The organism is Pumilibacter muris (genome assembly GCF_943193045.1).
GTDB classification, from domain to species: domain Bacteria; phylum Bacillota; class Clostridia; order Christensenellales; family Pumilibacteraceae; genus Pumilibacter; species Pumilibacter muris.
The window spans coordinates 150,225-174,998 of record NZ_CALPCN010000004.1; the positions used below are offsets into that span (position 1 = coordinate 150,225).

The 24,774-nt window shown below is 44.7% G+C and carries 36 protein-coding genes; 18 read left to right on the top strand and 18 right to left on the bottom strand.

Translation table 11 applies throughout. The annotated features are described in order from the left end of the window. Positions 1–791 precede the first annotated feature (791 nt). From NFR62_RS06435 to NFR62_RS06460, 6 genes are all read right to left on the bottom strand, one after another. On the bottom strand, positions 792–1,301 hold the full coding sequence (locus NFR62_RS06435; RefSeq protein ID WP_251616268.1) for a hypothetical protein: 510 nt from the start codon (positions 1,299–1,301) through the stop codon (positions 792–794). Positions 1,302–1,303: 2 nt separating this feature from the next. Continuing rightward, positions 1,304–2,113 carry a zonular occludens toxin domain-containing protein gene (locus NFR62_RS06440; RefSeq protein WP_251616269.1) on the bottom strand — a complete coding sequence of 270 codons (810 nt, stop codon included), beginning with the start codon at positions 2,111–2,113 and terminating at the stop codon, positions 1,304–1,306. Continuing rightward, positions 2,110–2,955 (bottom strand): hypothetical protein, encoded by an 846-nt coding sequence (locus tag NFR62_RS06445; RefSeq protein WP_251616270.1) that lies wholly within the window; start codon positions 2,953–2,955, stop codon positions 2,110–2,112. Before NFR62_RS06445 ends, NFR62_RS06440 begins: the two co-directional genes overlap by 4 nt. A 2-nt stretch (positions 2,956–2,957) precedes the next feature. Then, complete coding sequence (locus NFR62_RS06450; protein ID WP_251616271.1) at positions 2,958–4,064, bottom strand: InlB B-repeat-containing protein; 1,107 nt, start codon at positions 4,062–4,064, stop codon at positions 2,958–2,960. Then, entirely contained in the window at positions 4,061–4,405 is a 345-nt protein-coding gene (locus NFR62_RS06455; RefSeq protein WP_251616276.1) for a hypothetical protein, read from the bottom strand. Before NFR62_RS06455 ends, NFR62_RS06450 begins: the two co-directional genes overlap by 4 nt. Positions 4,406–4,569: 164 nt before the next feature. Then, the gene (locus NFR62_RS06460; RefSeq protein WP_251616279.1) at positions 4,570–4,896 is read right to left on the bottom strand and encodes a hypothetical protein; all 327 of its coding nucleotides are present in this window, start codon (positions 4,894–4,896) and stop codon (positions 4,570–4,572) included. A 585-nt stretch (positions 4,897–5,481) separates the two neighbouring features. Between NFR62_RS06460 and NFR62_RS06465 the strand changes: the two genes are divergently transcribed. The 3 genes from NFR62_RS06465 to NFR62_RS06475 all read left to right on the top strand — a co-directional run bounded on the left by NFR62_RS06465 (position 5,482) and on the right by NFR62_RS06475 (position 6,530). Next, complete coding sequence (locus NFR62_RS06465) at positions 5,482–5,862, top strand: helix-turn-helix domain-containing protein (protein WP_251616281.1); 381 nt, start codon at positions 5,482–5,484, stop codon at positions 5,860–5,862. A gap of 79 nt (positions 5,863–5,941) precedes the next feature. Continuing rightward, positions 5,942–6,208 carry a type II toxin-antitoxin system Phd/YefM family antitoxin gene (locus NFR62_RS06470; RefSeq protein WP_251616284.1) on the top strand — a complete coding sequence of 89 codons (267 nt, stop codon included), beginning with the start codon at positions 5,942–5,944 and terminating at the stop codon, positions 6,206–6,208. Next, positions 6,195–6,530 carry a type II toxin-antitoxin system RelE/ParE family toxin gene (locus NFR62_RS06475; protein ID WP_251616286.1) on the top strand — a complete coding sequence of 112 codons (336 nt, stop codon included), beginning with the start codon at positions 6,195–6,197 and terminating at the stop codon, positions 6,528–6,530. The genes NFR62_RS06470 and NFR62_RS06475 overlap by 14 nt, the downstream gene beginning before the upstream one ends. Positions 6,531–6,633: 103 nt before the next feature. Here the strand turns inward: NFR62_RS06475 and NFR62_RS06480 are convergent, their stop codons facing one another. Both NFR62_RS06480 and NFR62_RS06485 read right to left on the bottom strand, forming a co-directional pair. Further along, on the bottom strand, positions 6,634–7,536 hold the full coding sequence (locus NFR62_RS06480) for a tyrosine-type recombinase/integrase (protein WP_251616288.1): 903 nt from the start codon (positions 7,534–7,536) through the stop codon (positions 6,634–6,636). A 10-nt stretch (positions 7,537–7,546) separates the two neighbouring features. After that, positions 7,547–9,049, bottom strand: coding sequence for a protein rep (locus tag NFR62_RS06485; protein ID WP_251616291.1), 1,503 nt, complete (start codon positions 9,047–9,049; stop codon positions 7,547–7,549). 58 nt (positions 9,050–9,107) lie between these two features. On the opposite strand from NFR62_RS06485, the gene NFR62_RS06490 reads away from it, so the two are divergent. After that, positions 9,108–9,512: a hypothetical protein gene (locus NFR62_RS06490; protein ID WP_251616307.1), complete on the top strand. Its 405-nt coding sequence runs from the start codon at positions 9,108–9,110 to the stop codon at positions 9,510–9,512. Positions 9,513–9,606: 94 nt separating this feature from the next. On the opposite strand, the gene NFR62_RS06495 is transcribed toward NFR62_RS06490, so the two are convergent. Genes NFR62_RS06495 through NFR62_RS06515 form a run of 5 tightly spaced genes read right to left on the bottom strand, consistent with a single transcriptional unit; the run spans position 9,607 to position 13,227 of the window. Beyond that, on the bottom strand, positions 9,607–10,062 hold the full coding sequence (locus NFR62_RS06495; protein ID WP_251616309.1) for a hypothetical protein: 456 nt from the start codon (positions 10,060–10,062) through the stop codon (positions 9,607–9,609). After that, positions 10,049–10,882: a zonular occludens toxin domain-containing protein gene (locus NFR62_RS06500; RefSeq protein ID WP_251616312.1), complete on the bottom strand. Its 834-nt coding sequence runs from the start codon at positions 10,880–10,882 to the stop codon at positions 10,049–10,051. The genes NFR62_RS06495 and NFR62_RS06500 overlap by 14 nt, the downstream gene beginning before the upstream one ends. A gap of 5 nt (positions 10,883–10,887) precedes the next feature. Next, the gene (locus NFR62_RS06505) at positions 10,888–11,751 is read right to left on the bottom strand and encodes a hypothetical protein (protein ID WP_251616317.1); all 864 of its coding nucleotides are present in this window, start codon (positions 11,749–11,751) and stop codon (positions 10,888–10,890) included. A 1-nt stretch (position 11,752) separates the two neighbouring features. After that, positions 11,753–12,886: an InlB B-repeat-containing protein gene (locus NFR62_RS06510; protein ID WP_251616331.1), complete on the bottom strand. Its 1,134-nt coding sequence runs from the start codon at positions 12,884–12,886 to the stop codon at positions 11,753–11,755. Further along, complete coding sequence (locus NFR62_RS06515) at positions 12,883–13,227, bottom strand: hypothetical protein (protein WP_251616333.1); 345 nt, start codon at positions 13,225–13,227, stop codon at positions 12,883–12,885. Before NFR62_RS06515 ends, NFR62_RS06510 begins: the two co-directional genes overlap by 4 nt. Positions 13,228–13,479: 252 nt before the next feature. Between NFR62_RS06515 and NFR62_RS10140 the strand changes: the two genes are divergently transcribed. Continuing rightward, entirely contained in the window at positions 13,480–13,602 is a 123-nt protein-coding gene (locus NFR62_RS10140; RefSeq protein WP_275556885.1) for a hypothetical protein, read from the top strand. 3 nt (positions 13,603–13,605) lie between these two features. Here NFR62_RS10140 and NFR62_RS06520 read toward each other — a convergent pair whose 3' ends face one another. From NFR62_RS06520 to NFR62_RS06530, 3 genes are all read right to left on the bottom strand, one after another. Then, the gene (locus tag NFR62_RS06520) at positions 13,606–14,079 is read right to left on the bottom strand and encodes a hypothetical protein (RefSeq protein WP_251616335.1); all 474 of its coding nucleotides are present in this window, start codon (positions 14,077–14,079) and stop codon (positions 13,606–13,608) included. 99 nt (positions 14,080–14,178) lie between these two features. Further along, positions 14,179–14,370, bottom strand: coding sequence for a hypothetical protein (locus tag NFR62_RS06525; RefSeq protein ID WP_251616337.1), 192 nt, complete (start codon positions 14,368–14,370; stop codon positions 14,179–14,181). An 11-nt stretch (positions 14,371–14,381) separates the two neighbouring features. Further along, positions 14,382–14,645, bottom strand: a complete 264-nt coding sequence (locus tag NFR62_RS06530) for a hypothetical protein (RefSeq protein ID WP_251616340.1) — start codon at positions 14,643–14,645, stop codon at positions 14,382–14,384. 190 nt (positions 14,646–14,835) lie between these two features. Between NFR62_RS06530 and NFR62_RS06535 the strand changes: the two genes are divergently transcribed. Next, entirely contained in the window at positions 14,836–15,030 is a 195-nt protein-coding gene (locus tag NFR62_RS06535; RefSeq protein WP_251616343.1) for a double zinc ribbon domain-containing protein, read from the top strand. On the opposite strand, the gene NFR62_RS06540 is transcribed toward NFR62_RS06535, so the two are convergent. Further along, on the bottom strand, positions 15,011–15,340 hold the full coding sequence (locus tag NFR62_RS06540) for a hypothetical protein (RefSeq protein WP_251616346.1): 330 nt from the start codon (positions 15,338–15,340) through the stop codon (positions 15,011–15,013). The genes NFR62_RS06535 and NFR62_RS06540 overlap by 20 nt on opposite strands. Before the next feature lie 115 nt (positions 15,341–15,455). Here NFR62_RS06540 and NFR62_RS06545 point away from each other — a divergent pair, with 115 nt between their 5' ends. The 3 genes from NFR62_RS06545 to NFR62_RS06555 all read left to right on the top strand — a co-directional run bounded on the left by NFR62_RS06545 (position 15,456) and on the right by NFR62_RS06555 (position 16,671). Continuing rightward, a complete protein-coding gene (locus NFR62_RS06545) occupies positions 15,456–15,833 on the top strand; it encodes a helix-turn-helix domain-containing protein (RefSeq protein WP_251616349.1) in 378 nt (125 codons plus the stop codon). 80 nt (positions 15,834–15,913) lie between these two features. After that, positions 15,914–16,114, top strand: coding sequence for a type II toxin-antitoxin system HicA family toxin (locus NFR62_RS06550; RefSeq protein WP_251616356.1), 201 nt, complete (start codon positions 15,914–15,916; stop codon positions 16,112–16,114). 89 nt (positions 16,115–16,203) lie between these two features. Further along, positions 16,204–16,671, top strand: a complete 468-nt coding sequence (locus NFR62_RS06555) for a type II toxin-antitoxin system HicB family antitoxin (protein WP_251616357.1) — start codon at positions 16,204–16,206, stop codon at positions 16,669–16,671. A 231-nt stretch (positions 16,672–16,902) separates the two neighbouring features. Here the strand turns inward: NFR62_RS06555 and NFR62_RS06560 are convergent, their stop codons facing one another. After that, the gene (locus NFR62_RS06560; RefSeq protein ID WP_251616360.1) at positions 16,903–18,108 is read right to left on the bottom strand and encodes a site-specific integrase; all 1,206 of its coding nucleotides are present in this window, start codon (positions 18,106–18,108) and stop codon (positions 16,903–16,905) included. A 451-nt stretch (positions 18,109–18,559) separates the two neighbouring features. On the opposite strand from NFR62_RS06560, the gene lexA reads away from it, so the two are divergent. From lexA to NFR62_RS06605, 9 genes are all read left to right on the top strand, one after another. After that, complete coding sequence (gene lexA, locus NFR62_RS06565; RefSeq protein WP_251616372.1) at positions 18,560–19,156, top strand: transcriptional repressor LexA; 597 nt, start codon at positions 18,560–18,562, stop codon at positions 19,154–19,156. A gap of 125 nt (positions 19,157–19,281) precedes the next feature. Continuing rightward, positions 19,282–19,485 (top strand): hypothetical protein, encoded by a 204-nt coding sequence (locus tag NFR62_RS06570; protein ID WP_251616375.1) that lies wholly within the window; start codon positions 19,282–19,284, stop codon positions 19,483–19,485. 301 nt (positions 19,486–19,786) lie between these two features. Further along, a complete protein-coding gene (locus NFR62_RS06575) occupies positions 19,787–20,122 on the top strand; it encodes a helix-turn-helix transcriptional regulator (RefSeq protein ID WP_251616377.1) in 336 nt (111 codons plus the stop codon). A 306-nt stretch (positions 20,123–20,428) separates the two neighbouring features. Then, on the top strand, positions 20,429–20,824 hold the full coding sequence (locus NFR62_RS06580; protein WP_251616380.1) for an RNA polymerase sigma factor: 396 nt from the start codon (positions 20,429–20,431) through the stop codon (positions 20,822–20,824). Positions 20,825–20,900: 76 nt separating this feature from the next. Further along, complete coding sequence (locus tag NFR62_RS06585) at positions 20,901–21,128, top strand: hypothetical protein (protein WP_251616384.1); 228 nt, start codon at positions 20,901–20,903, stop codon at positions 21,126–21,128. Positions 21,129–21,298: 170 nt separating this feature from the next. After that, complete coding sequence (locus NFR62_RS06590) at positions 21,299–21,583, top strand: hypothetical protein (protein WP_251616385.1); 285 nt, start codon at positions 21,299–21,301, stop codon at positions 21,581–21,583. A gap of 32 nt (positions 21,584–21,615) precedes the next feature. Further along, positions 21,616–21,972 (top strand): hypothetical protein, encoded by a 357-nt coding sequence (locus tag NFR62_RS06595; RefSeq protein ID WP_251616386.1) that lies wholly within the window; start codon positions 21,616–21,618, stop codon positions 21,970–21,972. A gap of 378 nt (positions 21,973–22,350) precedes the next feature. Further along, a complete protein-coding gene (locus NFR62_RS06600; protein ID WP_251616395.1) occupies positions 22,351–23,295 on the top strand; it encodes an InlB B-repeat-containing protein in 945 nt (314 codons plus the stop codon). 3 nt (positions 23,296–23,298) lie between these two features. Further along, entirely contained in the window at positions 23,299–24,765 is a 1,467-nt protein-coding gene (locus tag NFR62_RS06605) for a hypothetical protein (RefSeq protein WP_251616398.1), read from the top strand. Positions 24,766–24,774 lie beyond the last annotated feature (9 nt).

Sequence of the window (24,774 nt, forward strand, 5' to 3'; positions counted from 1 at the left end):
AAATCCCTCTTTATAAAATACAATTTCGTCATAGTCGGAATTAGGGAATTTATTATATATTACATTAGAAAGTTCAAACTCTCGGTAAGGCAATCCGCGCTCTACCACACAATCACGATACAGTTCGCAACTATGGCAATGTTTAGAATTTTTATGTATACAACGACCCCAAAGCGTATTTTCATACTTTGGCAATTCGGTCTTATTAAATGTAATTTTTTCTCGAAAAGCACACCGACTGTAAAAATCACAGGCAAGGCACTTTCCGTCATATTCGCATTTATACATAAAACCCCCGATTTACGATTATACGGTATGGCGAAAAGAAAAAGCCGTTTTTAGCCTTTTCTTGTGAGTTAAGTGTTGCCATTATCAAGTAGGCAACACGCGCCGAGTTTACGGCGCACGTCGCGGTCGAAACGCAAGCGATAATTTTCGACCGCGACGTGTGCGGCAAACACGGAAAATCGTGCCGTAGGTAAATTTACCCGCCCATGACGAAGGGGCTTTACGGGAAGCCGAGAGTTTTCGGCTCGCCGCAGTAGCTTTGCGGGGAACGCGGGGGTCGCATCACCGAGCGGGGATTGCTTTTTGCCTTATGCAGGCAGTGGCTTGCGTTCCGCTCTCGCGGCTTTATGGGTTATGGGCGGGATGGAATGGAGCGCATACCCGCAACCGAGCGAATGGCAAAAGGAATAGTTTTTGCCGTTGCTCTTTGCGTTGTGCGTGGGTTTTCCTTTGGTTGCAAGTGAATTTTTGCGCGACGTCGCAGCGCATCGGCGTGCGTTCACTCACTCGCGCGAGTGACTTTTTGGGTGACGTTTCCGGACTTCGAGCATAGTTTTTTCACTTGCTTTTTGCGGATTTCCGCTGTTTTTTAACGACTTTTTTCGCCTTTTTTCGTCCGCTTTGGCTACTTTTGCCGCCTTGCTTTTTTCCTTTTTTGCTATTTTCTTCGCTTTCGATTCGGCTTTGCGGCGGACTTTCTCGGCGGCAGAGTTTGCCTTTTTCTCCGCTTTACGGGCGGCAGTGAGCTTTTTGCGCGCCGTTTTCATTTCCCGCACTTTGTCTTTATGCTCCCATTTATCCGCCTTGCGAGTGTCTTTGTACTCCCATGCGGCTCTATATTCTTCCTGTTTCAGTCGAAGTTTTACTACGGCGTTTGCGGCATTTATGACGGGCGTTTGCGACACGTTTAGTTGCTTATCCGTGATTGTGTCGTTGTCGCGTAGTTCGCCCTGCGTGCGAATCTGTCTGTAATGTTCTTCGGTTATTTTTGCTAATTCGTCAACTCGTAACATAGCTACTTCCTTTTTTTGTAGTAGGTGTCGGGTACCGTGTAGTCGTGTTGGTCGTTGAAGTCTGCCACTTCGGCGCGCGTGTAGCCCGTAGGCACGGCGTGCCGAAGATTGAAACTTTCGTCCTCGTTGCCTTTTAAGAAAGCGGGGAAGAACGAGTAACTGTCGTAATGTTTGAAAATGTTGCCCGCGTACTCGAAACGCACTTTGTCGCCGCGCAAAATTTTGCTTTTGCCGCCCTCTATGAAAGCGATAGCGGCGGCAACGTTGTCCCATTGGTAGCAAGTCCACTGCGAACGCGTCACGCGTCTGCCCGTTTGCTCGTGTTCGAGCTCTTCCACAAAAATGACTTCGGCGGAAAGCTCGCGAATATTAAGGTCGATGAGTTTCGGGCGTTGCACGGATATTGTGATATTCAGCCTATAATGACGGTGCAACTCGTAAAACCGAGAAACGCAATCCGCAAGCCCCTTTTCACGGCTGTTAAAATACTTTTGCGCCTCATCGAGAAAGATGTACGACGCGGGCGGCAGGAACATTGTGGGGTGGCTGTCGTTAAACAAGCCCAAATTAAAGCCGTTACACTCATAATTTGTTATGCTGCGATTCGGTCCCGTCATAATGGTATAATCTGCGAACGTCACATGGTCGGCGGGTGCCGTATACGAAAAGCCGCCCGCATTTAAGGGAGCAAGCAATTTGCGGCACTGCACCACGTCGCGGTGTGCCTGCGTCCCTTTCAAATGCGGTTCGGCAAAACAAGTCATAAGCGCCGTTTTTCCCGCGCCCGGCTCGCCGGATATTATGCGTATCATTTTTTTGCAAAGAATAAAACAAGCAAACGAATCGCAAGAATTACGCCGAGAAAGACAATAATACCCCAAAGCCAATCGGGAATAGAATCGAAGGCGCAACCTTTACCGTTTTTCATAGCGGACATAATACCCGCCCAATTATCCAACTTGAAATCGGGACTTGTAGGGTCGTCGCTGTCGGCGGGAATATCTTTTGTGAATAAGCGCACGTCCACTTCTTGCGTATATTTTAGCGGCATAACGTCTTTCCCCGAATTTTTTATAAACGTTAAATTGAAACGACGCAACGACGCCCCTTGATTCAGTAAAGCGTATTGCATAAAGTTATAATAACTTTTGGGAATGCGAATCGCTTTGCCGTTTTCTTCCGTAAAATCTTCTTGCGACCACAAACGAGCGGCGTGAAAAATAGACTTTCTTTCATAGCGCACTTTGGTGAAAACGCTAACGAAAACGGGTTGATTATTATATTTTATATCCACAAAAGTCAACAAAGCCGTCGCGTCGTGCGTTTTGTCCGACCAAACTGCCGTGCCCGACCAATCGCCCCAATTTTTTTCATAGTCGGGGTTTATAATTCCCGTAGACTGATTTGAAAGTTTAACTTCCATAAAGTAACCCGTCATGACGTCGGTGGAAAAGCATGTGCCGCTTGACGTCGTATTCGGGTCATCGGGGTTTTCATACGGATTTTTACTTGCGTCCGTAAGAAGCGATTGTGCCGTATGCGTGGCAAATTCTTTTCCTGTGGGTTTGACTTTGCGGTAGACGAAAAATCCGCCCACCGCACAAGTCGCGCCCAGAATAAAGGCAATAACCGCCGTAATTATTCTGCGTATCATAGTTATTGCCCTCGTTTTACCGCCACTGCGATTGCCACGCCAGCCGTAATCATGAGCGCCGCAACAAAGCCCACAACCGTCCACAGCACCCATTCGTGCGTGCCGATATAGTCCCCGACTTTTTCCATGCCTGTGAGTTCATACACGAGCACTTGCGTGTCTTCGGTTATAGACGACGTTTTGCTTATGAGATACCCCGACACGTCTTTCACGCCGTAAGACGCAATCTGCGCTTCTTCCATAGCGCTCACGAGCGTGGTGCCGTAAGGAACGGAAAGAGTGGTATACACTTCGTGGTTCGCGTTCATGAACGTAACGGTATACATTTGTATATCCCAATGCGCCATTAAAGTAATGTTTTCCTTAATGCCCGCACCGTCGTATTTTGTTCCGTCCGACATAAACCACCCGACGAATTTATAGCCCGTACGAGTGGGGGTAGGAGTGGGAGCCGCCGAATCCCAATTTACCGTTACGCTGTTTACCGAACTACCGCCCGTCGAATTGTATGTAACCGTATAGGTGTTGATTTCAAACTTCGGATACAATGTAGTATCCGCATAGATAGGCTCGCCGTTATACGGACGTGTAAGTTCTTCGTCGTAATACCACCCCACAAAGTGGTGCCCTTCTTTCACGGGGTCGGCGGGCAGGGGAACGGGCTTTTGTATAACCAAAATTTCGCTGTAAGACGTTCCCCAATAGGTGCCCGTAAACTCCAAAATAAACGACGCAGTGGAATACGAAAAACTTTCGGGAATGTTGAATACCCAAAAAGTGCCCGCTTTCAATGTGGTGGAATCCGCTTGCACATTGATTTGTTGCAAAAGTCGCCCTGCGCCGCGAATTTCACCCAATTGAGCCGCGCGCCAATTACACCCGTACAAGGCGATTTTATTATCTGACGAAACAATTACGTTTTCGGTTAGCGCAAAACTGACCGAATTTTCGCCTACTTGTGAAAATGTTCCGTGAATACCGTTTGCCGCCCGCGCTTCCGTTTTCGACATAAACGAAAGTGCCGCGACAAGTGCCAAAACCGCCATAGCACAAAACGCAACGATAACGCCGCGTCTTTTCATCTGTTTGCCCATAGTAAAGTGTTTCATTTTTTGCCCCCTTTTGCTTTAAAGCACTTTGCGCTGTCGCGCGCTTGGTCAAGCCGTCCTCTACGATACGCCTTTTGCTCTTTTGTGAGCTCTTTCAAATTGCCGTTGTCGTCATACTTGAATTTGCCCTCGTTCGTCATGTGAGCGCCAACACGAAGCTCTTGCGCCGCTTTCGCAGTCTTGCCCGCAGGCGTCAAAAGCGTTTTTGTTACGCCGTCGGAACACTCAATTTTCGTCCCGAGACGCACCCGTTCGCCGCCTTTGGTCTTGTTTACCGTGCTATACACGGGAGAAGTTTTCACTATCTCCGCTCGCCGTTTCGTTTCTTGATACTTCGGCATTTTCTTTCCTTTGCCCTTTTCCCCGTTGGGCGCGAGGTTTTTTATTAGTGCCGAGCACGAGGAACGACCTCGAATATGTTCGTAACAACTCGGCATAGGGGAGTGACACACCGTGCCGCTCCCGTTGGGGGTATTTATATAACCGTCGGAGGCAACCCGAACGACTATATATCCGAATTATCCTCGTAGTCCTCGATAGACACTTCGCGATTATCGTCTACAACATAGCGCTTGCCTTGCCAAACGAATGCCGTCAGTTTTTTGAACTCGCCGCTTATATCCATTTCGCCGAGTATTTTTATATCGGGCTTAAATAAATCCGCAAGTACAGTCGGAATCCATACGTCGGCGACGTCTACGTCTTCGTATAGTCCGTCTGCATCTTTGGGTACACTGTCGCCGAACGTGGTCATAAACAACATATGTTTTTTGCCTTTCTTGCTCGCTTTTGGGGCGCGTCCGATTGCAAATAGGTCTACTCTTACTTTCATAATTTTTTAACTCCTTGTAATTTGATTTTTTTGTGGCGATATTAGTTTTCCGCCGTTCAGTTTGTAACAGTCTTGCCGCCGAACTTTGCCAAGTCCGACACGCAATAACGCTTCGGCATTTATGCCGATTACACATTTTGCCCGAAGATTGCATATTGTACAATCTATGGGGCGGGTGATTTTTGCCATTACCTAAATACCCCCGTATTTATTTGCTATCTGCCGCTTTCGGCAGGTGTAGCCGTATGTGATTTTCGTTGTGCTGCATCGATTCCGGAACAAGCAACTTTTCACTCGCACAAGTGAATTTTCTCGCAACGTTCCCGGCGCATCGCGTGTGCGGATTCACTCACCGAATATCCGTTTGAACGCTTCGGTTACTTCGTTTAGTGTCTTATATGCCGTTCGCTATACATACTCATGTGACATGCTACGCAGTTCTGCACCTTTTCCATTACTGTCTTTTCGTTTTCCATTTTCGTTGCCTCCATAAAATCATAAAACACGAATCGTGTTTTTATATATTATAACGCACGATACGTATTTTGTCAAGACACAATACGTATTTTCTGTTAAAATATTTACATGAAGACATTCATATCCAAATTAAAGGAACTTCGAGAAGAAAAAGGCATACAACAAAAGGAGTTAGCCGAAATTCTGAATGTCAGCAAATCGACTGTAAGCGGGTGGGAAGTCGGACGAAATGAACCCAACCAAGAAATGCTTATAAAAATTGCCACTTACTTCGATGTCACCACAGATTTTCTTTTAGGTAAAGAAGACGACTTCGGAAACGTCACGCTAACGTCGGGTGACGTTTTGGGCAACAATAACACCGTAAACAGTAACAACACAATACACGCCCGTTCTGCAACGCTCTCGCCGTTTGACTCCGAACTTCTCCGCAAATATCACTCCGCCCCCGCAGAGCTCCGCAAAGCCATAGACAAGTTGCTGTCGTAAGGTATCAAATTGTCCGCTTGACAAATACTATATACTGTGGTACAATTATACCACAGGCGGATATGGAGGTAATGAAATTATGTCACAAATTATTCCGATACGCGATTTGAAAAACACGTCGGCAATATCCGAACTTTGCAATGCGTCTAACGAGCCTATATTTGTAACGAAAAACGGCTACGGAGATATGGTTATTATGAATATGGACGTATACAATCAAACAATGGCGCGTTTGTTTGTGTACGACAAACTCAAAGAAGCGGAAGACGAATTGAAAAACGGTGCAACGGGAGTTCCTGCCGCCGAATTTTTGGCAAATTTAAGAGCGCAATATGAAAAATTATAATGTAATAATTCAGCCGATTGCGCAAAGAGATATGCAGAATATCGGCGATTATATTGCGCACACGTTATATAATCCAGAGGCGGCAGTTAAACTGATTGACGCATTTATCGAGCAATTCAATCGCATAGCAAACTTTCCGATGAGCGGTAAACCGTTAGAATACGATTTACCGTTGGAATACAAATATTTGCAGGCGTTCGTCGAAAAATACATAATCTTTTATACGGTGAACGAAAAAACCGAAACCGCAACAATCATGCGTATTTTATACGGTGGCTCCGATTATATTGCGCGCTTACTTTCGGATTCTAAAAAACAATAAAAAAAAGCGCCATATTTTGGCGCATAATTTTCGGGACCAAGAGGTCGTGGGTTCAAGTCCCGTCACCTCGACCACAGAAACGTCGCAGAGCGGCGTTTTTTTGTTAGGAGCGGGAAAGAAAGTCGTCGAGTTTGCGGGCTTCGGAATCGTTGAGTTTTTGTGAAACGTGGGTGTAAATATCGGCTGTGGTGTCTATTTCGGAGTGACCGAGCCACGTTTGCACTACTTTTAGTGGAATTTCGGCTTCTAAACAGCGAGTGGCGAACGTGTGACGCAGGTCGTGCAACTTGTGCGCGGGACAAAAATCTTTGAAAACGTGCGTAGGGTAATCGGGGCGGAACGGGAAGAAGAACCCGAACGGAGAGGGCGTCAAATCAGCCAAGAGGTCGGCAACCGAGCGGAAAAGGGGAATAACCCTATCGGATAAATCGGTTTTTGTGCCGCGAATATGTAGGCGGTTGTTTTCGTAGTCCACGTCGTCCGTTTTCAGAGCGAGAGCCTCGCCGCGCCTGCACCCCGTGAACAGAAGAAACAAAAAGAATTTTTCGAGCCTGTGCTTTTTTATGCGGTTCACAAAGTCGGCAAGTTCGTCGGAAGTAAGAGCGGCGCCGACGTGCCGCTTGTGCGGGGGAATGGAAACGGCGGACATGGGATTATCTCGCAAGAGCTTTAATGCGCAAGCGGTTTTATAGCTGCCGTTCAGAACGTCGAACACCGTTTTGCGTGTGCGGGTTGCGGGAATGGAAAGCAAAAACTTTTGCAGTTGCAAGCCGTCGAGCCTATCGAGCGGAACGTCGGGCAGTCCGTTTTTTATATGTACCCGCACGGCAACGTCGAGAGCATAGAGCGTTATGGGCTTTACTTTGGGGGCTTTGTACGTTTGCAGCCATTCGTCAAGCCATGCGTGCAGGGTATATTTGCAGGGCGATGCCGCCGATGAGAGCGCGGCAAGCACAAGATTGAGTTTTTCGTTGAGTTCGGCAACGTTTTTTTCCAAATCAGACATACACAGAACCTCAAAAAATATCTTGCAGAAAATTCAGCTGTTGTTCGGATAAAAGCAATAAGTGAGTTCCGCTTTCGGTATCTTCTACTTTACGGATATTAGCGAATAAAGAAGAGCGTTCTTTTTCTCGAATATATCTGTCGTAAGCCAAAGCCAAATCGGGGAAAGAAAAACTTGCTTTCGGCGCAGGCGGAATTTCGTTTTTGTGTTCCAAAAGTTTTTGAGCGGACGGAATTTCCAAAAGGTGGCGTAGCTTCGACCTTGTAATGAACGTATATTCGCCCTCTCGCATTTTGGCAAGAGTTTCGTCGGGAGTAAGATTGACCGATTCGGGACGGTCCACTTGCCATAAATACGCCTTGAACACGTCGAAAAATTCGTCGAACCCCTCTTCGATTTCATCTTCACCGTGAAGATTAAACCAAGCCCCGTATCCTTGAATAAGTTTACGACCGTATAAAGCATGTTCGAGCACGGAAAATTGATTGTAGTCCATAAAGACGTGATTTTCGCTTTCCACCTTAAACGCATACTTAAACGCTTGCACAAAGTGGTCGTTCGTTACGGGGTCCATTATAACGGAATAGCCGTCGTTCGGACCCATAGCGCGAATTGCGTCAAGTGTTACGGCGTTATTTTTCCGCCCTTTTCCCGAACGAAGTACGGAATCATTCCCGAACACACGATACAACGGGGACGATTTCGGAATAGGTTCGGAACACGACAATCCGAATTTATATATTCGCGCAGTAATTTGGTCTACGAGTAACCGCCACAGTTTTTGCAAGAAGATTTCCAAATCCGAAAACGAGCGTTTATATACGCGTTTGCCCGAACTGTAATCGTATGAGAATTTGTTTCGATGAATTTTCGGCAAATACAGATTTTTGTTAAAAGCAACAATCATGTGCAAATGCAAATGATAATCCGTACGCGGGGACAATTTACGTTTTGCGGAAGAACGCAAAGCGGAAGTATTCCAACCGTATGTAATTTCGGTATTGCGTAAAGCGGCGGCAAAGCCCAACGGGGATAAATCCAAGCCGCGAATTTTATCCGTCCCGTTGAGAAAACGGACCAAGCGAGCGCACGCTTCGAAAAAAATAGTTATGTATGTTCGCAAATACGGTCCGAGAATGTTCGGCGCAGTTAAAACGATATGAAAAACGGCTTTGTCATCTGTCAACACGAGTATAGGCGGCATGAATCGTTGTAACCGCGTTGCCTGTTTCAGTTTCATGCAGTTCGGACAAAAACGGTCATGACATAATTCCATGCGAATCAAGTCGGCAATACTCTTTTTGTGGTGGAAGTCAAACAACAACGTTTGCCCGCAGCCGCCTATTGCGTAGTTGCGTCGAAAGTAGCTGTCTTTGCCCGTTTCTTCGAATAGTCGTCTGTAATATGCGGCAAGTTCTTCGTTGTATATAGTAAGGTCTTTTATACCCGAAACATAATCCTGCGAGAGTTCCAACGCAGATAAAATTTCCGAATAGTCAAAATTTTCTAACATGCTTTTTTTGTTCTCCGAAACAAAGTATGTATAAGCGCGTGTCACGAGATGTTTCTAAATGTTCAAGGTCGGGGCATTGCGGCGCGCTGGCGCGCGCCGCAAGCCGCCGACGAAAGCCGCCGCACGGGGCGGCGACCGCAGGCAAGCCGTAAGCGGTCGCCGCCGAAAATTTTGCGATTGCATAACCGCAACCGCCGTTTGCCCGCCCATGACGAAGGAGCTTTGCGAGAAGCCGAAAGGGTTCGACTCGCCGAGTTGCAGAGCGGGGGAACGTGAGGTTCCCACGCCGAGCGGGAATTGCTTTTTGCCTTGCAGGCAGTGGCTTGCGTTCCGCTCTCGCGGCTTTATGGGTTATGGGCGGGGTGGAGTGGAGCGCATACCCGCAACCGAGCGAATGGCAAAAGGAATAATTTTTGCCGTTGCTCTTTGCGTTGTGCGAGAGGTTTCCTTTGATTGCAAGTGAATTTTTGCGCGACGTCGCAGCGCATCGGCGTTCATTCACTCACTCGCGCGAGTGACTTTTTGGGTGACATTCCCGGACTTCGAGCATAGTTTTTTCACTTGCTTTTTGCGGATTTCCGCTGTTTTTTAGCGGCTTTTTTCGCCTTTTTAGCGTTTGCTTTGGCTACTTTTGCCGCCTTGCTTTTTTCCTTTTTGGCTACTTTCTTCGCTTTCGATTCGGCTTTGCGGCGGACTTTCTCGGCGGCAGAGTTTGCCTTTTTCTCCGCTTTACGGGCGGCAGTGAGCTTTTTGCGCGCCGTTTTCATTTCCCGCACTTTGTCTTTATGCTCCCATTTATCCGCCTTGCGAGTGTCTTTGTACTCCCATGCGGCTCTATATTCTTCTCGTTTGAGCCGTAACTTTACAACGGCGTTTGCGGAGTTTATGACGGGCGTTTGCGACACGTTTAGTTGCTTATCCGTGATTGTGTCGTTGTCGCGCAATTCGCCTTGCGTGCGTAGTTGATTGTAATGTTCTTCGGTTAATCGCGCTAATTCGTCAACTCGTAACATAGGACTTCCTTTTTTTATAATACGTTTCGGGCACCGTGTAGTCGTGTTGGTCGTTGAAGTCTGCCACTTCGTCGCGGGTGTAGCCTGTGGGAACGGCGTGCCGAAGATTGAAACTTTCGTCTTCGTTACCTTTCAAAAATGCGGGAAAGAACGCATAACTGTCGTAATGTTTGAAAATGTTGCCCGCGTACTCGAAATGCACTTTGTCGCCGCGCAAAATTTTGCTTTTGCCTCCCTCTATGTAAGCGATAGCGGCGGCAACGTTATCCCATTGATAGCAAGTCCACTGCGAACGCGTCACTCGTCTGCCCGTTTGCTCGTGTTCGAGCTCTTCCACAAAAATGACTTCGGCGGCAAGTTCGCGGATATTTAGGTCGATGAGTTTGGGGCGCTGCACCGTGCAGCACACATTTAGTCTGTAATGCCCGTGAAGCTCGTAGAACCGCGACACAAAATCCGCCAAATTCTTACTGTCGCGGCTGTTGAAATACTTTTGCGCTTCGTCGAGAAAGATATACGACGCGGGCGGCAGGAACATTGTGGGGTGGTCCACCTTATTATATAACCCGAGAAAAAAGCCGTTGCACTCATAGCTTTTTATTCTGCCGTTAGCGCCCGACATAATGGTGTAGTCCGCAAACACGAGGTGGTCGGCGGGCGGCTCGTAATGAAACCCGCCGTTATTCAGCGGCGCAAGTAATTTACGGCACTTTATAAGGTCCCTATGCGCCTGCACGCCTTTCATGTGTTCGAGCGCGAACCGCGTCATGAGTGCCGTTTTCCCTGCGCGGGGTATTCCGCAGATTATTGTTATTGCCATGTTTGTTACTTGCCAAAGCCGAACCGCAACAAGCGAATCACCAACATAAGCACAAACAACGCCGCCAAGCCACCCAGCGCCCACCATATCCACACAGGAATGGAATCTGCCGAACAGCCTGTGCCGTTTTTCATAGCGGACATAATGCCCGCCCAATTATCCAGCTTAAAATCGGGACTCGTTGGGTCGTCACTGCCTGCGGGAATATCTTTGGTATACAGCCGCACGTCGATTTCCTGCGTGTATTTTAACGGCATTACGTCTTTCCCTTCGTTTTTCACAAATGTAAGATTAAACCGCCGCAAAGACGCCCCTTGATTTTGCATGGCATACTGCATAAAGTTGTAATAACTTTTGGGAATGCGGATAGCATTGCCGTTTTCTTCCGTAAAATCTTCCTGCGCCCATAAACGAGCATGATGAAATATAGACTTTCTTTCGTAGCGCACTTTGGTGAAAACGCTAACGAAAACGGGTTGATTATTATATTTTATATCCACAAAAGTCAACAGAGCCGTCGCATCGTGCGTTTTGTCCGACCACATGGCTGTTCCCGACCATTTACCCCAAGTGTCTTCATATTCTTCCGAAACTATTCCCGTAGACTGATTCGACAGCTTAATTTCCATAAAGTAGCCCGTCATTGTATCGGTAGAAAAGCACGTGCCGTTTTTCGTCGTATTCGGGTCGTCGGGGTTTTCATACGGATTCTTACTTGTGTCGGACGCTAACAGAGCCGCAGATTGCACCGAAGAAACACCGTTCGTTTTGTCGGTGGGTTTGACTTTGCGGTAGACGAAAAATCCGCCCACCGCACAAGTCGCGCCCAGAATAAAGGCGATAACCGCCGTAATTATTCTGCGAATCATATTATTGCCCTCGTTTTACGGCTACCGTTATAGACACTATCGAAGTAACACTCAAAGCACATAGCAAACCAACTACTGCCCAAAAAATCCATTCGTGCGTGCCGATATAATTCCCGACTTTCTCCATATCTGTGAGTTCGGTTACAAGAACTTCGGCGTTTTCGGTGATAATAGACTGTTTGCTAACGGGAACGCCTTGCAATGTGGAAACCGAATAAGAAAGCATATTTGCCGCTTCCATTGCCTTGACAAGTCGCGTGCCGTATTCAACCTGCAAAGTCGCATAAACTTCGCTATTTTCCGTCATAAACGTAACGGTAAAAACTTTGATTTCCCAACGTGCCACAAGCGTGACGTTTGAGGTAATAGCTTCACCGTTATACTTCATGCCCGCCAAAGTATACCACCCTACAAAATTGTACCCTGTGCGAGTGGGGGTAGGAGTGGGAGCCGCCGAATTCCAGTTCACCGTTGCAGGATTCACCGCCGTGCCGTTGTTTGAATCATATGTAACCGTATAGGTGTTGATTTCAAACTTCGGATACAATGTAGTATCCGCATAGATAGGCTCGCCGTTATACGGACGTGTAAGTTCTTCGTCGTAATACCAACCCACAAAGTGGTGCCCTTCTTTCACGGGGGCGTCAGGGAGTTGAACGGGAATCGGCTCAAAATTATATGTGAATGTAATATAATCGGGATATGTGCTTGAATGAATAGCAAAATAATCCGCATTGTAATGCGTAAAATTTATAGGGGTACCCGAGCGACTAACCGTAATATCTTTGAAAACGAACCCTTCAAACGAAAACGGCGCCGAACGAGGGACAAGAACATATAAATCTGTCGTATTATGATAATAATTCATAATACCTTCGCTTGTTTTTGTGTTATCTACATTATTTGTAAGCTTGATAAATGAAGTATGAGAAGCGGCAAGAACGTCATAACGAAAATTCTGACTTTTTAATTCGCTGTCGTTCAAAAATGTGAGTCCGTTTGTACTCATTTCCGCCCGCGCTTCCGTTTTCGGCATAAACGAAAGTGTTGCAATAAGTGCCAAAACCACCATAGCACAAAACGCAACGATAACGCCGCGTCTTTTAATTTGTTTTCCCATAGTAAAAGTTTTCATTTTTTGCCCCCTTTTGCGTTAAAGCACTTTGCACTGTCACGCGCTTGGTCGACCCGCCCTCTACGGTAAGCCTTTTGCGCCTTTGTGAGCTCTTTCAAATTGCCGTTGTCGTCATACTTGAATTTACCCTCGTTCGTCATGTGAGCGCCAACACGAAGCTCTTGCGCCGCTTTCGCCGTCTTGCCCGCAGGCGTTAAAAGCGTTTTTGTTACGCCGTCGGAATACACAATTTTCGTCCCGACATGCACACGTTCGCCGTCTTTGGTCTTGTTTACCGTGCTGTACACGGGAGAAGTTTTCACTATCTCCGCTCGCCGTTTCGTCTCTTGATACTTTGGCATATTCTTTCCTTTGCCCTTATCCCCGTTGGGCGCGAGGTTATTAAATGGTAGTCGGTTTATTTATAGACGACGCCGACCTAAACGTCTGAAAGTGATTGTGTATGCAAAGCGTCGGAGGCAACCCGAACGCCCGCAATGGTCCGTAACTTGTTTCGGCACAAGCTACGGGAAAGCCGTTTCGGAGACGCGAATCAAGTTTACCGTCGTTTTTCGCAAAGGGACGTTTTAACTATTTTTGCGTAAGCACATGCCGTGTTGACCGAAGAAGTAACCGTATTGCTTTTGACGCATTTACCGACGTTTCCCAAGACAATAGCGGGCGCGTCGTCTATTCCGCAAAAATACGCGCAACTTTCGCATGTGGCAGTGGGGTAGACGCTACTCTTCGGAATCATCGGAAACAGGCGTTTCTTCGTCGTAATACCGCGAAAGTTTGATATTCCATGCTTCCGAACAGTAAAAGGCAAGCACTGAATACTGCTCTTTTTTATCCGCACGGAACTCTATATCGCCCGCAAAAAATGGATTGTCTATAAAGCAACTGACCACCGTCATGTCTTTTTTGTTTTTCTTACTGTAAAAGGTAACGGGCGTAAGATAACCGTTTACCGTAAACGACCCGCTTTCGTTCAACAGCTTGCGGGCTTTATAGTCGAATATGCCTTTGTCCGACTTCCACTTCGGCGACAGTTCAACCTCGAAATCTTCGCCCTCAAAAGGGTTGATAAGGTCCGCCGCGATATATGCGCGCTTATCCTTACCGAATCCGCTTTCGTGCACCACTACGGTTGCCGTTATAGGCAATCTCGGTTGCGCGTTCTGTCCATCCTGTTGTTTTGCCACTTTTACCATGTTAAAAACTCCTTTGCCCTTGTCGGTGCCAACTTAAATTTTATTTGCTATCTGCCGCAGTCGGCAGGTGTAGCCGTTATATGATTTAGCTTTTCCGCCTTATTGCCAAAGTCGATTGTCGTATTCTTTTAACTCGGAAATTACGCACCCTATATCGTCGATAACGGATTCGTCGGTTACTGCGCGAACAAAATAGTCTACCGATTGCTTATATGTAAATCCATTTTGTTCACGTATCGCACTCAATAATTGCGCTATCTTTATTCCGTTCTCGCCCTCGAATTTTACCATATGTAACCGCCTTAATCGTCTATGTCTTCGATACAATCCGTAAACGAGTTATACCGTGTTCGCCGTTCGGGAGGGTCGCAACCGTATGCGTCGCAATATGCGGGACTCATATACACCAACGCGCCGCACACTTGACATACGCCGCTTGCGTCCGCTTCCGCACTGCAACTGTGCGCGTCGGGTTCGTCGTCGGGCGGCATAGTATTCGTTAAACTTTCATCATCTGCCGTCATAGCGTCGGCAATTCGTTCCAACTTCGCATCACTTTCCAGCATAGGACAATAGCCGTCATGTTCGTTATTGTTAGTGTCACAGACTTCACCTGTATCACCGTGCCAAAAACAATAACCGTCACAATAATAGTGACACCGCTTTTTTCTTTTTTTCATGTTTGTTGCCTCCACTTGTATTTTTTGTTAAATTATGGTATACTGATAAATAAACCTTTTAAGGAGTGTTCCACCTATGACGAAAATCTGTAAATACTGCAAAAAAGAATTTACTCCCATGAAACCCGGTCATGATTCTTGCCATGACTGTTGGATGAAACACGAATATGTGCCACCCAGAACTTGCAAAAACTGCGGACGACCTATTGGCGACCACCCGAGCAATCACCAATATTGCAGTGAATGCAATACTAAACTTTTTCACAGTTAGACAGGCGTTCTATTTCGTTTATAGTGCGTAGCATTTCTACTTCCGCCGAGTTATTCGGATACATTTGCGAATAGTAGCCGATAAGCTTTTCTATTTGCTTGTATGTTGCGGTATGATAAATAGCTTCGCTGAATATGTAATGAAACAAATGCTCGCGTTCAATCATCATGTCTACATGACAGAAAAAGCAATCATATTCGTTGTTTCTCATGCGTTTAATTACTTTCGTTTCTTTCTCTTGTTTACAATTCGGACAAAAATTCCCTTCGACGTCCTTTTGCAATAATTCTTCTACACTCGTTTTTTCCATGTTTCTGTTGCCTCCTAAATTATTCAATTTAAGGGATTTTCCCTTACATAGGATTATACAACGGATTTTCCCTTATGTCAAGACATTTTAAGGGATTTTGCGGTATTATTATGTCATGAAGTTTTATTTGATTATAAAAGAATTGCGTGAAACGCAAGAGTTGAGTCAAAAAGAATTAGCACTACGACTAAAAAAAACGCAAAGCACAATAAGCGATTGGGAAAAAAGAAGAAGCGAACCCAGCTTACAAGATATAGAGGATATAGCAAATTTTTTCGACGTCACCACAGATTTCCTTTTGGGTAGGGAAGACGACTTCGGCAACGTAACCATTTCATCTGGGAACGTCTCCGGCAATGGCAACACCGTGAACAGCCACAACGTGATCGGCTCCCGCACCGCAGCTCTCTCACCGTCCGACTCCGAACTTCTCCGCAAATATCACTCCGCCCCCGCAAACATACAAAAAGCCATTAAAGAGTTGCTGTCATAATTTGATAGCAACTTTTTTCTAAAAAAGTGTTGACTTTTGGTCAACAATGTAATATAATACAAGCAGGAGGGCAAAAATATATGCCAATGACACCACGAGAAATGGTAAGACTCTTAAAAAAATATGGCTTTGAAGAAGTCCGACAAAACGGTACGTCACATTTACAAATGAAAAATCCTATAACCGGCAAGCAAACCACAATTCCAATGCATAATAGAGATTTGGGAAAAGGATTAGAACAAGCAATACTTAAACAAGCAGGCATAGAAAAAGACCGTTAGTATATAATTACAACGGCAAACAAAACATAATAAGACTTTAACGGCAAAAAAGAAAATAAGTCGCAAAAAGCGCAAAGGAGAGTAAGACCGTGAAAGCAATAATTTATCCGGCTGTATTCCACAAAAACGAAAATAACGGTTACTGGGTAGAGTTTCCCGACTTGCCCGGTTGTTTAACCGAAGCCGATTCTTTGGAAGAAGCCTTTTTAATGGCAAGCGATGCTTTATTTGTTTACACAAAAGACAGCCCGCAAGGATTACCCAAAGCGAGCGATATAGCGTCTTTGCAAAGACAAAACGAAGATTTTGTTTCGTATGTAAAAGCAGAACCTTATGAAAGCGAAAACGCTATTGTGTATCGCATTGCGGAAGAAGTAGAAAACGGACTTCAAGAAAAGCACTTTAACAAAAATCAAGTAGCCCAAATATTAGGCGTTGACCGTTCCTATCTTACACACATTATAAACGGAAATAAAACGCCGTCGCCCGATATGGCAAAAAGAATCGGTTTGCTATTAGGTTTTGACTGGCATGTCTTCTATGCAGGAACAGTATAAAAAAAGCGCCCGTTTTGGCGCATAATCTTCGGGACCAAGAGGTCGTGGGTTCAAGTCCCGTCACCTCGACCACAGGATACACGCTTTTGTGCTTAAAACGCACGTGAGCGTGTATTTTTCGTATATCGGCTTGCCGTAATGGCCCTTTTATCGGTCATTTTTGGGTAAAAACCTCAATAAAAACCTTGTTTTAGGTCACGTTTTGGGGCAGGATTTGGGGCAATATGCACTTTAGTAGTTTAACTTTTGCCCTTCTTTTATTAGAAATTCGTCTGATAAATCCATATAAGCGTCGCCTAAAGCACCGTGAGAGTGTCCTACGAACTCATCACGCGCTACGTCGGCTACGCTACATTCGCAACACCGCGTATAAAAAGTTGTGCGTAAATCGTATAACTTCCTATCGGGGAACACGCTATGGAATTTCTCGCGTATGCGGTTCGGCACGTAGAATTTAAGCTCGGTAACATTTGCCACATAGGGCGCAAGCATAGGGGAGATTGGTATTTTTTTGTACTGTACCTTTCCGTTCTTGCGCTTACTATTGATAGAAATAATGAAGTCACCTTCGATTCGCGCACTTTGATACTCATTAGGACGCATCCCCGTATATAAGCCAACTGCGAACATGAGCTGGTATGGTGTGCCTTGCGTTTCCGACAGAAGGAGTGCTTCTTCGGTTTTGCTTAGCGCCGAGCCATGTTCGGTTTGGTGCTTTTTGTGGAACACGATGTCTATAGGGTTTACCGTGATAAGACCGTGCTTGATTGCCATACGGAATATGGTATTTAGCAGGCAATATACTTCGTCTGCGGTTTTGTGTTTACCTTCCGCGTCCAAGTCATCAACCAGATCTTGACACATAAGTGACGTAATCGATTTAATTCTTAAGTCGCCGAAAAAAGGCTTAACGTGGTTATTGTAACGGTTGAGCGTATTCTTGTACGTAGTTTCCGCAACTCTACGTATGTAGAATTTTTGGAAATAGTAATCTGCGAACGCGCCAAACACACTAGGTATACCGTTAGCTTTGTTCGGGCCTCTTTTTTCCGCTTCAAGCAGTTTGACAATGAATTTTTCTTTAGCTTCCTCTACTGACTTTGCTGACGCGGATACGTTATACCCGTTACGCCGATAGCGAATTTCGTAATTAAACGTGTTTTTGCCGCACGGACGCCTTCTAATATGGGTCGTGCAACCTTGAATTCTAAACTCTTGTCTGAAAGTTTTGGGCATTTTTAAAATCTCCTTTTCGGTAAACTTCAAAATCAGCCCGTTTTGCGATTGTTTGTCAATGTGCGTTCCGGTGAGCGCAGCAACTTTATCGAGTGACAGAGAATCGGCAGCAGCCTTTAACAATGTCCTCGCAAGTTCGTTTTGCCCTTCTGGAATTGTCCGGATTGTATTTATGATAGCATCAATTTCTTGCTGTGTCAATGTCTTTCAGTAGCTCCTTTCTAAACTTGATGAGCGCAGTATAAATGCTAAACTCGCAAGTTTTTTTCGACTTTGAAAAACTTTTCATCAGCTTTTTCATAGCAACTACTCCTTTTTTGTTTATTCGTCTTTCGACGGTATACCGTTGAGTGGGAAAAGACGCGCTGTCAAAGAAAAGAAAAAAGTATTGCGCTGTAATCTCGCTCAATAAAAATTTTAAGCAATACTTTTTTCCTTTGACGAATTAAGCTAATATACGGATATGGCAAAATCAGCGCAAGTCTTTTTCCACTACAACCCCACGGCGAAAGACGAATAATTTATTGCGTTCTCTTGTAGAGATAAAAGATTTTTGAAAATAACAGTGATAATGCTTGCCATTTATTAAAAGACGTGTTATACTTTTCTCGCATAACAAAACACTATGTTTCGTTATAATCGGAGTTAGGAAATGCGCATACTTAACGAAGAAACTAAAAATGCTGTATTAGAGTATAATATCGAATACCAAAAAAAACACGGCGTATCACCGAGCTTTCGTAACATTATGAACGCATTAAAACTCGGTTCGCTTGCTACCGTGCAGCGGTATGTAAAACAGTTAGAGCAAGAAGGTCAGCTTTCTCGCACGTCAATAGGGAATATAGCACCTATCCCTCAACTGCATAGCGGCGAAACTACACTTGTACCGCTTATAGGGCAAATAGCTTGCGGCGAACCGTGCTTTGAGATTGAAAACATAGAAGAAAGCTTTGAATTACCGCGTTCGGTATTCGGTAACGGTGAGTTGTTTATGCTTAGAGCGTTCGGCGACAGCATGATAGACGCCGGAATAAACAAAGATGATTTACTTGTAATACGCAAGCAAGAGAGCGCAAACGATGGAGATATTGTCGTTGCGCTTGTAAATGGAAACAATACATTAAAACGCTTGTATAGGCGAAACGGCAAGATTGTATTGCACCCTGAAAATAAAACGCTCGAAGATATCATCGTAGACAGTTGTAAGATACAAGGCGTGTTAGTGAGTTGTATCAAAAGATATTAACTACGGAATCCGTTGTTATATATGCTTACAAAAAAGGGATTACTTCCGCTACGGACTTCTCAACCGTACAATGGCAGTTTTTCAAATTCAGATTTTTGTAAGTGAGAGAAAAGAAGGAGAGTCCTATGTATGAAAACCCATATCCTAAACCGGTAAAGTGCTTTTGTGTAAATTGCAAGAACGAAATTACAGGTTTGCAAGATGAGAACGGCAAAATGCGAGTTTCTTGTTCGAGGTGCGGAACGGTAACTGTTTCGCAAGTAATGGGCAGGCGGCATATTCAGCTTGACGTGTACGCACCCAAAGGACAATATTTAATTCAGCAATAATACATTTTTATGTAAACTTACGGTAACGCGCTCGGTCGGTCTGAAATAGGGACAGGGTAAAACTGAGAGAGCGGACTGTATTAAAATCGGATGGTTTAACCGAACTTTTGCGAAAGCAATAACACGAGAGGCCGCCGATAAGCGATTAACCACTATTTATATAGGAATAGTGAAAAGTCGCTTATCGGTGGCTTTTTTGTTTTTCTTGAAAAAAATTAAAAAACTTTTTCAAACTCGAAAAAATCTTTCGACTTTGAATTTTACAATACGCCTACAAGTACGGCAAAGGAGGTATAAATCGGTGTCGGCAAATGAGCGTAGACGCGCTATTATCGAAGTGCTGTGTCAGCGCAGATACGATACAAGAGAAAATCTTGCATCGGAATTTGGCGTGACAAAGCGCACGATAGAGAATGACGTGCTTGCGCTTTCACTTGAATACCCGATTTATACCGTTCAAGGACATGGAGGCGGAATTTATGTAGAAAAAAATTATAAGCTGGATAGAAAGTATCTATCCGATGAACAAGCGGAACTTTTGGAAATGATTTCCGAAAGTCTTTCCGGTAAGCAAGCCGAAGTTATGCAATCTATACTTAAAACATTCAAATTGCAAAAGCATAACGAGTCAAAATGATAATCGAATAGATGCGAGAGGTGAATTGTGCAAGAAGTTAGGAATAATCAAGGAAAACTTATTTGTATGGCGGATAGCCGTACAAAAACAATCGAAATTGCTATCAAAGGATGCGTAACGAAGATACGCTTTTCGGACGATGGCAAAATAATAGTACAAAATTCAGATAGAAAATAAGTTAAAAAGGAAAATAATCCGCAGACCGCAAGACGGCAAGGAAAGCAAATCTCAAACGCTTTTCGTGCCGTCTTTTTGTTTGCGGAAAATACGGCTCTGCGGATTTACCAAAATTCAAGGAGTAAAATTATGAAACCGTATACTTATAAATTTGCGGACGGATCGAAAAGTACAGTCGAAGTGCCCGATGAGATTTACGATATTTTGATTGAAATGGATAAACAAGAAAAATACGGTAATCGCCGTGAAACGCGCAGACACATTTCTTTGGAGAGCCTAATGGAACAGGGGCTTGAACCGAGTATCATTGATGACTATTTTGCGGAAGCTCGCGTAATCAATATGAACAACGAGCGACTGCAAGAGGGTATTAAACAGCTATTGCCTACGCAGCAAGAATTGCTTTATAAGGTGTATGTAGACCAACTAACAGTGACCGAAATAGCCAAAAGCGAAGGTGTTGCCGTGTGCAGTGTAAGTAAAAGATTGGGGCGAATTCATAAAAAACTTGAAAGTTTTTTGTAAAGACCGCCAACTTTTGCCCGTTTTCGTGGCTATAAGTGTAGGGGTTATTAAGACACCTAAAAACAAAGGAGTGTGTATGAAAAAGATTTACAGACAAATTTACCGTGTGGAATGTAATCACGGCAGTAAGTATTTCAGTTCGCTTACGAAAGCAAATCGGCATTTTGATACTATGGTAGCTCGCGGATATGACACGGAATTGTGGGAAAGTACGTTTCGTGTAACCGTGCCGTCGCGTTTCCCGGTGTCGGCAAAACAAGTGTTGCTCAAATGTTCGTTTGATACGGTTGAGCGATACGTGTAAACTACTTTGAATGTTACGGCGCAAGAATAAGAGCGATTGCGTTTAGCGTGAAATTTCGTAAAGGTGGCCGCCTACGCTAAATAATCGGGGAAGTAATACATAAGACGCCGTTTCAGATATTTGCTGTGCTATCGGCTCTACGGGCAAAACAAAAATAGGAGATTTGAAAAATGGCAAATTACAATACGGAAAGACGTTGGACAACTCCTTCTAAGCGTGCCGCAAGCTACGTGGAAGAGCGTAAAAACAAAGTGCATATGCATGGGCAAAAAGAGGGTAAGCCCCTTACGGACTACGAGGCAGGATTGCGTTCGGGCTACTTGCAGTGCCAAAGCGACCACGCAGGTTTATTCCGTTATAAGCAGGCTATGGATGCAGGTCTTTCCAAAGCGGAAGCAAAGAAGTTCTCGAAAGAAAAGGGAACGAAGTTGCCTAAGGGTAAAAAATCCGCATAACTTCAAAACGAATATAAAGGAGAAAAAGAATTATGGCAAACAAAAACAATCTTAAGGTAGAAAGAGCGCCGTTCGAATATAACGGCAAGTCGTATTTCGATTATTTCATTTGCGGCAATATCCGCGGTACGGATGTAAAGATTAAGGTCGGTCCGCCCGATAAAAAGGATAAGGGTGGCTATACGGTTTTGGATATCGTGTTCGGCGGCGGGTCGGAAGCGGATTTCGTGGTAGAGCCTTTCGAGTTCAAGAACGCCGAGGGTAAGACCGTTTCGGGCGAGCGTTTCCTTGTTCGCACTGTGGATAAAGAAACGGGCGAAGTATACGAGTGCGCTATTAAGCCCGTAAATACCTCGGACAAAAATATGCTCGCTATGCTTATGCGATAAACGATAGGGCAGTGTCGTAGCTTGTTAGTTTTAATAAGTTACGACACTGTTTTACTAAAAACATAAGGAGTATAAAATGAGAAACCAAAATTCTTACATAAGAGCAAAAGCCGAATTGTAGTTTTCGCAATGCTTATGATGTTCGCGCTGCTTGCGCTAATGGCGAGCGTATTGGTTGGCGAGCATAAAAATGTCGCCTATGCGCAAACTGCCTCAGCAAGTTCTTTGCAAACTGCCTCATCTGAACAAGGCGATGTCTCGGGGATTGCTGCGCAATCAAGTAGTGCCGATCGCGAATATTTTAAGTCGGAAGAAGAATCGGTAACAATTGATTTGAAGTGCGGCAGTGAAAAGCTGGCGCATTTAACTTTCACCGGTATGGATAATTGTGCTTTTTCCGAAGGGCTTTCGCCAGTCGTATTGCACTTTTTTGATTTGTCTTGTGATGTGGGGCAATATGTAGATAGGCACTATACAAATTTCCGCCTTAGTAACTCGCTTAGCGACGGTAGTTATTCTTGCTATTTTAAGATAATAGGAACTGTGCTGCATTTTGAATCTGTGGAATATGGTTCTATGTATTCGACATACAATTTGCAAAATGAAATTGATAACAATAAGGTTGATATCATTTGCGATTTTGAGCCGCCCGTAGTTTCGTTGCCTGAAGAACCTACGAAAGAAGGGTATACCTTTGCGGGTTGGTACTACGGATTAAATGAGAATTGCAATCAAAACTGCACGGAATACAGGGGAGAGCCGATTTACGAAGATACCGACTTACACGCTCATTGGACTATAAATACATATACCGTTACTTTTGATACCGCTGGTGGCCCTGTTGTGCAAAGCGCAACTGTAGAGTGGAATAAAGGCGTTGCCATTACTACGCCTAAACGAGTGGGGTATAACTTTCTCGGTTGGTATCTTGCCGATGGAACGCAGTATACGAATCAGCCGATTAAAGCGGACACCAAACTTACGGCAAGGTGGGAAATCAAGACATTTACCGTTTCTTTTTACGTAGGTGATGAGAAGTATAAAGAACTGACAGTCGAGTACGGTACGACGCTTTCCGACGCGATGGATGCGGCGAATATTGTATCGTATCAAGCTATGAATATGGACGGCAAGCGTCTTAGTAAAGCCAGCTCGGTAATCACGGAAGATACTGAAGTGCTTGTGGAAAAACTGACGGGTTGGGAAAAGTACGGAGATTTCGTTGGTCGCAATCCGTGGTATACGTGGGTAATAGTCGGCTTGGGCGGCGTTCTTACAATCTTTGCGATTATAGGCATTGTCTTGATGGTAAAACGAGGGTAGGCTATGACAAACAAGCTAAGTGCAAAAAGTTTTTTAATTGCGCTTTTGGCTTTTTGCTTGTTCGTTTCGGTAGTGTATGGCGGGTGGCAGTCGCTACCCGCTTATGCCGAAGAAAGAGTTTATACGAACGTGCTCGCGGACTTGCAAAAAGACGAAATGTTTAATGTCATAAACTATCCGGAAATAGATGATCCTGCGAATGATCTATTCGGCGTTGTACAAGTAATTCAAATAGCGGAAAGCGCAAGCGGTGAATTGTATTTGTATACATATCAGCCGAGCAACAAAGCAAAACAACTTACCGCTACCGAAGTAAATATGTCGCTGTCTAAAACCGTTGATGGAACAAGCCTTTTTCCGCTCACGCTTTTGAACGCCAACGGCGTGTTTTGTAAATATCTTGTAGGGGGTATTATTGTTTCTAATGACGATACGCGCTATTACAATATATCTAGCATTTACCGCGATTGGGACAAAGATATAGATGGTGAAACGGGTAACGACAATACAAAAAATGCGGTGTCTTTTGAGGTGGGTAAAGTTTATAAAGTAGAAACGGAAGATGGTGACGCAAAATATTCTTGTGAGAAAATAGACGTTATAGAAATACTTAACCCGTTTGCGGGTTTCTTATCATACTATGACGGTTTGCATTGGGATTTTTTATTTAATGTGGCGCATTACACCGACGTGCATTATATAGCGTTCGATACGGATTTTCCCATAGATACCTTACAAGAGGCGGATATATCGTATTATACGCAATCTTATACTCGTAAAAGTATCGGCGGTAGGGTCGAGTGGTCGTATGGTGATAGGGTACAACAGCCGAAGGCAACTATTAAGGGGGAGCAAACGGGCGAAAATGCGGGCGACGGATTTTTGGGTGTAAAATATACGTGGAAACGTATTCAAAGTACCGAGGACTTCAAAAAGACAGTAGAGCTTACGTCGGAAGCACAAACGGAAATAGATAAGACAAAGTGGGTCTTGGTCTTTTTGGAAACGCCGTTTACTCAAAGCGAGGTGGCTACGATGGCAGGACACGAAAAGCGCCAAAACGGCACTAAGGTATCGGAAGTAACGATATTGCGGTTGCAATTTGTAACTGCCGGAAAACATTATAATCTTGGTACTGTATCTGACAAAATTACCGAAGGGGATAAACCGAGCGGCGGAGCACCGGCGTTAGGTTGGCTTGACTTGCTTTGTAAGTGGTTAGAGCAAGTAACGGGAGTGCCGGCGTGGGTATGGAAAATCGTAATTTGCTTATTGCCGCTTGTTATTGTTCTGCCTATATTGGCGGCGATTTTTCCTATTGTGGGACAAGTCTTGGCAATCGCGTTTAAGGGAATAGCGTTCGCATTTATTTGGCTGTTTAAGGGGCTATGGTGGCTTATAAGTTTGCCATTTAAGGGAATTGCTGCGCTTGTGCAAAAAATAAAGAATAAAGGGGGCGGCGGAGAATGATAACAATAA

Bases quoted from the DNA above. Each gene is read 5' to 3' on its own strand.
- NFR62_RS06435 (WP_251616268.1), bottom strand. From the start codon at position 1,301: ATGTTACGAGTTGACGAATTAGCAAAAATAACCGAAGAACATTACAGA.
- NFR62_RS06440 (WP_251616269.1), bottom strand. From the start codon at position 2,113: ATGATACGCATAATATCCGGCGAGCCGGGCGCGGGAAAAACGGCGCTT.
- NFR62_RS06445 (WP_251616270.1), bottom strand. From the start codon at position 2,955: ATGATACGCAGAATAATTACGGCGGTTATTGCCTTTATTCTGGGCGCG.
- NFR62_RS06450 (WP_251616271.1), bottom strand. From the start codon at position 4,064: ATGAAACACTTTACTATGGGCAAACAGATGAAAAGACGCGGCGTTATC.
- NFR62_RS06455 (WP_251616276.1), bottom strand. From the start codon at position 4,405: ATGCCGAAGTATCAAGAAACGAAACGGCGAGCGGAGATAGTGAAAACT.
- NFR62_RS06460 (WP_251616279.1), bottom strand. From the start codon at position 4,896: ATGAAAGTAAGAGTAGACCTATTTGCAATCGGACGCGCCCCAAAAGCG.
- NFR62_RS06465 (WP_251616281.1), top strand. From the start codon at position 5,482: ATGAAGACATTCATATCCAAATTAAAGGAACTTCGAGAAGAAAAAGGC.
- NFR62_RS06470 (WP_251616284.1), top strand. From the start codon at position 5,942: ATGTCACAAATTATTCCGATACGCGATTTGAAAAACACGTCGGCAATA.
- NFR62_RS06475 (WP_251616286.1), top strand. From the start codon at position 6,195: ATGAAAAATTATAATGTAATAATTCAGCCGATTGCGCAAAGAGATATG.
- NFR62_RS06480 (WP_251616288.1), bottom strand. From the start codon at position 7,536: ATGTCTGATTTGGAAAAAAACGTTGCCGAACTCAACGAAAAACTCAAT.
- NFR62_RS06485 (WP_251616291.1), bottom strand. From the start codon at position 9,049: ATGTTAGAAAATTTTGACTATTCGGAAATTTTATCTGCGTTGGAACTC.
- NFR62_RS06490 (WP_251616307.1), top strand. From the start codon at position 9,108: ATGTTCAAGGTCGGGGCATTGCGGCGCGCTGGCGCGCGCCGCAAGCCG.
- NFR62_RS06495 (WP_251616309.1), bottom strand. From the start codon at position 10,062: ATGTTACGAGTTGACGAATTAGCGCGATTAACCGAAGAACATTACAAT.
- NFR62_RS06500 (WP_251616312.1), bottom strand. From the start codon at position 10,882: ATGGCAATAACAATAATCTGCGGAATACCCCGCGCAGGGAAAACGGCA.
- NFR62_RS06505 (WP_251616317.1), bottom strand. From the start codon at position 11,751: ATGATTCGCAGAATAATTACGGCGGTTATCGCCTTTATTCTGGGCGCG.
- NFR62_RS06510 (WP_251616331.1), bottom strand. From the start codon at position 12,886: ATGAAAACTTTTACTATGGGAAAACAAATTAAAAGACGCGGCGTTATC.
- NFR62_RS06515 (WP_251616333.1), bottom strand. From the start codon at position 13,227: ATGCCAAAGTATCAAGAGACGAAACGGCGAGCGGAGATAGTGAAAACT.
- NFR62_RS06520 (WP_251616335.1), bottom strand. From the start codon at position 14,079: ATGGTAAAAGTGGCAAAACAACAGGATGGACAGAACGCGCAACCGAGA.
- NFR62_RS06525 (WP_251616337.1), bottom strand. From the start codon at position 14,370: ATGGTAAAATTCGAGGGCGAGAACGGAATAAAGATAGCGCAATTATTG.
- NFR62_RS06530 (WP_251616340.1), bottom strand. From the start codon at position 14,645: ATGCTGGAAAGTGATGCGAAGTTGGAACGAATTGCCGACGCTATGACG.
- NFR62_RS06535 (WP_251616343.1), top strand. From the start codon at position 14,836: ATGACGAAAATCTGTAAATACTGCAAAAAAGAATTTACTCCCATGAAA.
- NFR62_RS06540 (WP_251616346.1), bottom strand. From the start codon at position 15,340: ATGGAAAAAACGAGTGTAGAAGAATTATTGCAAAAGGACGTCGAAGGG.
- NFR62_RS06545 (WP_251616349.1), top strand. From the start codon at position 15,456: ATGAAGTTTTATTTGATTATAAAAGAATTGCGTGAAACGCAAGAGTTG.
- NFR62_RS06550 (WP_251616356.1), top strand. From the start codon at position 15,914: ATGCCAATGACACCACGAGAAATGGTAAGACTCTTAAAAAAATATGGC.
- lexA (WP_251616372.1), top strand. From the start codon at position 18,560: ATGCGCATACTTAACGAAGAAACTAAAAATGCTGTATTAGAGTATAAT.
- NFR62_RS06570 (WP_251616375.1), top strand. From the start codon at position 19,282: ATGTATGAAAACCCATATCCTAAACCGGTAAAGTGCTTTTGTGTAAAT.
- NFR62_RS06580 (WP_251616380.1), top strand. From the start codon at position 20,429: ATGAAACCGTATACTTATAAATTTGCGGACGGATCGAAAAGTACAGTC.
- NFR62_RS06585 (WP_251616384.1), top strand. From the start codon at position 20,901: ATGAAAAAGATTTACAGACAAATTTACCGTGTGGAATGTAATCACGGC.
- NFR62_RS06590 (WP_251616385.1), top strand. From the start codon at position 21,299: ATGGCAAATTACAATACGGAAAGACGTTGGACAACTCCTTCTAAGCGT.
- NFR62_RS06595 (WP_251616386.1), top strand. From the start codon at position 21,616: ATGGCAAACAAAAACAATCTTAAGGTAGAAAGAGCGCCGTTCGAATAT.
- NFR62_RS06600 (WP_251616395.1), top strand. From the start codon at position 22,351: ATGGATAATTGTGCTTTTTCCGAAGGGCTTTCGCCAGTCGTATTGCAC.
- NFR62_RS06605 (WP_251616398.1), top strand. From the start codon at position 23,299: ATGACAAACAAGCTAAGTGCAAAAAGTTTTTTAATTGCGCTTTTGGCT.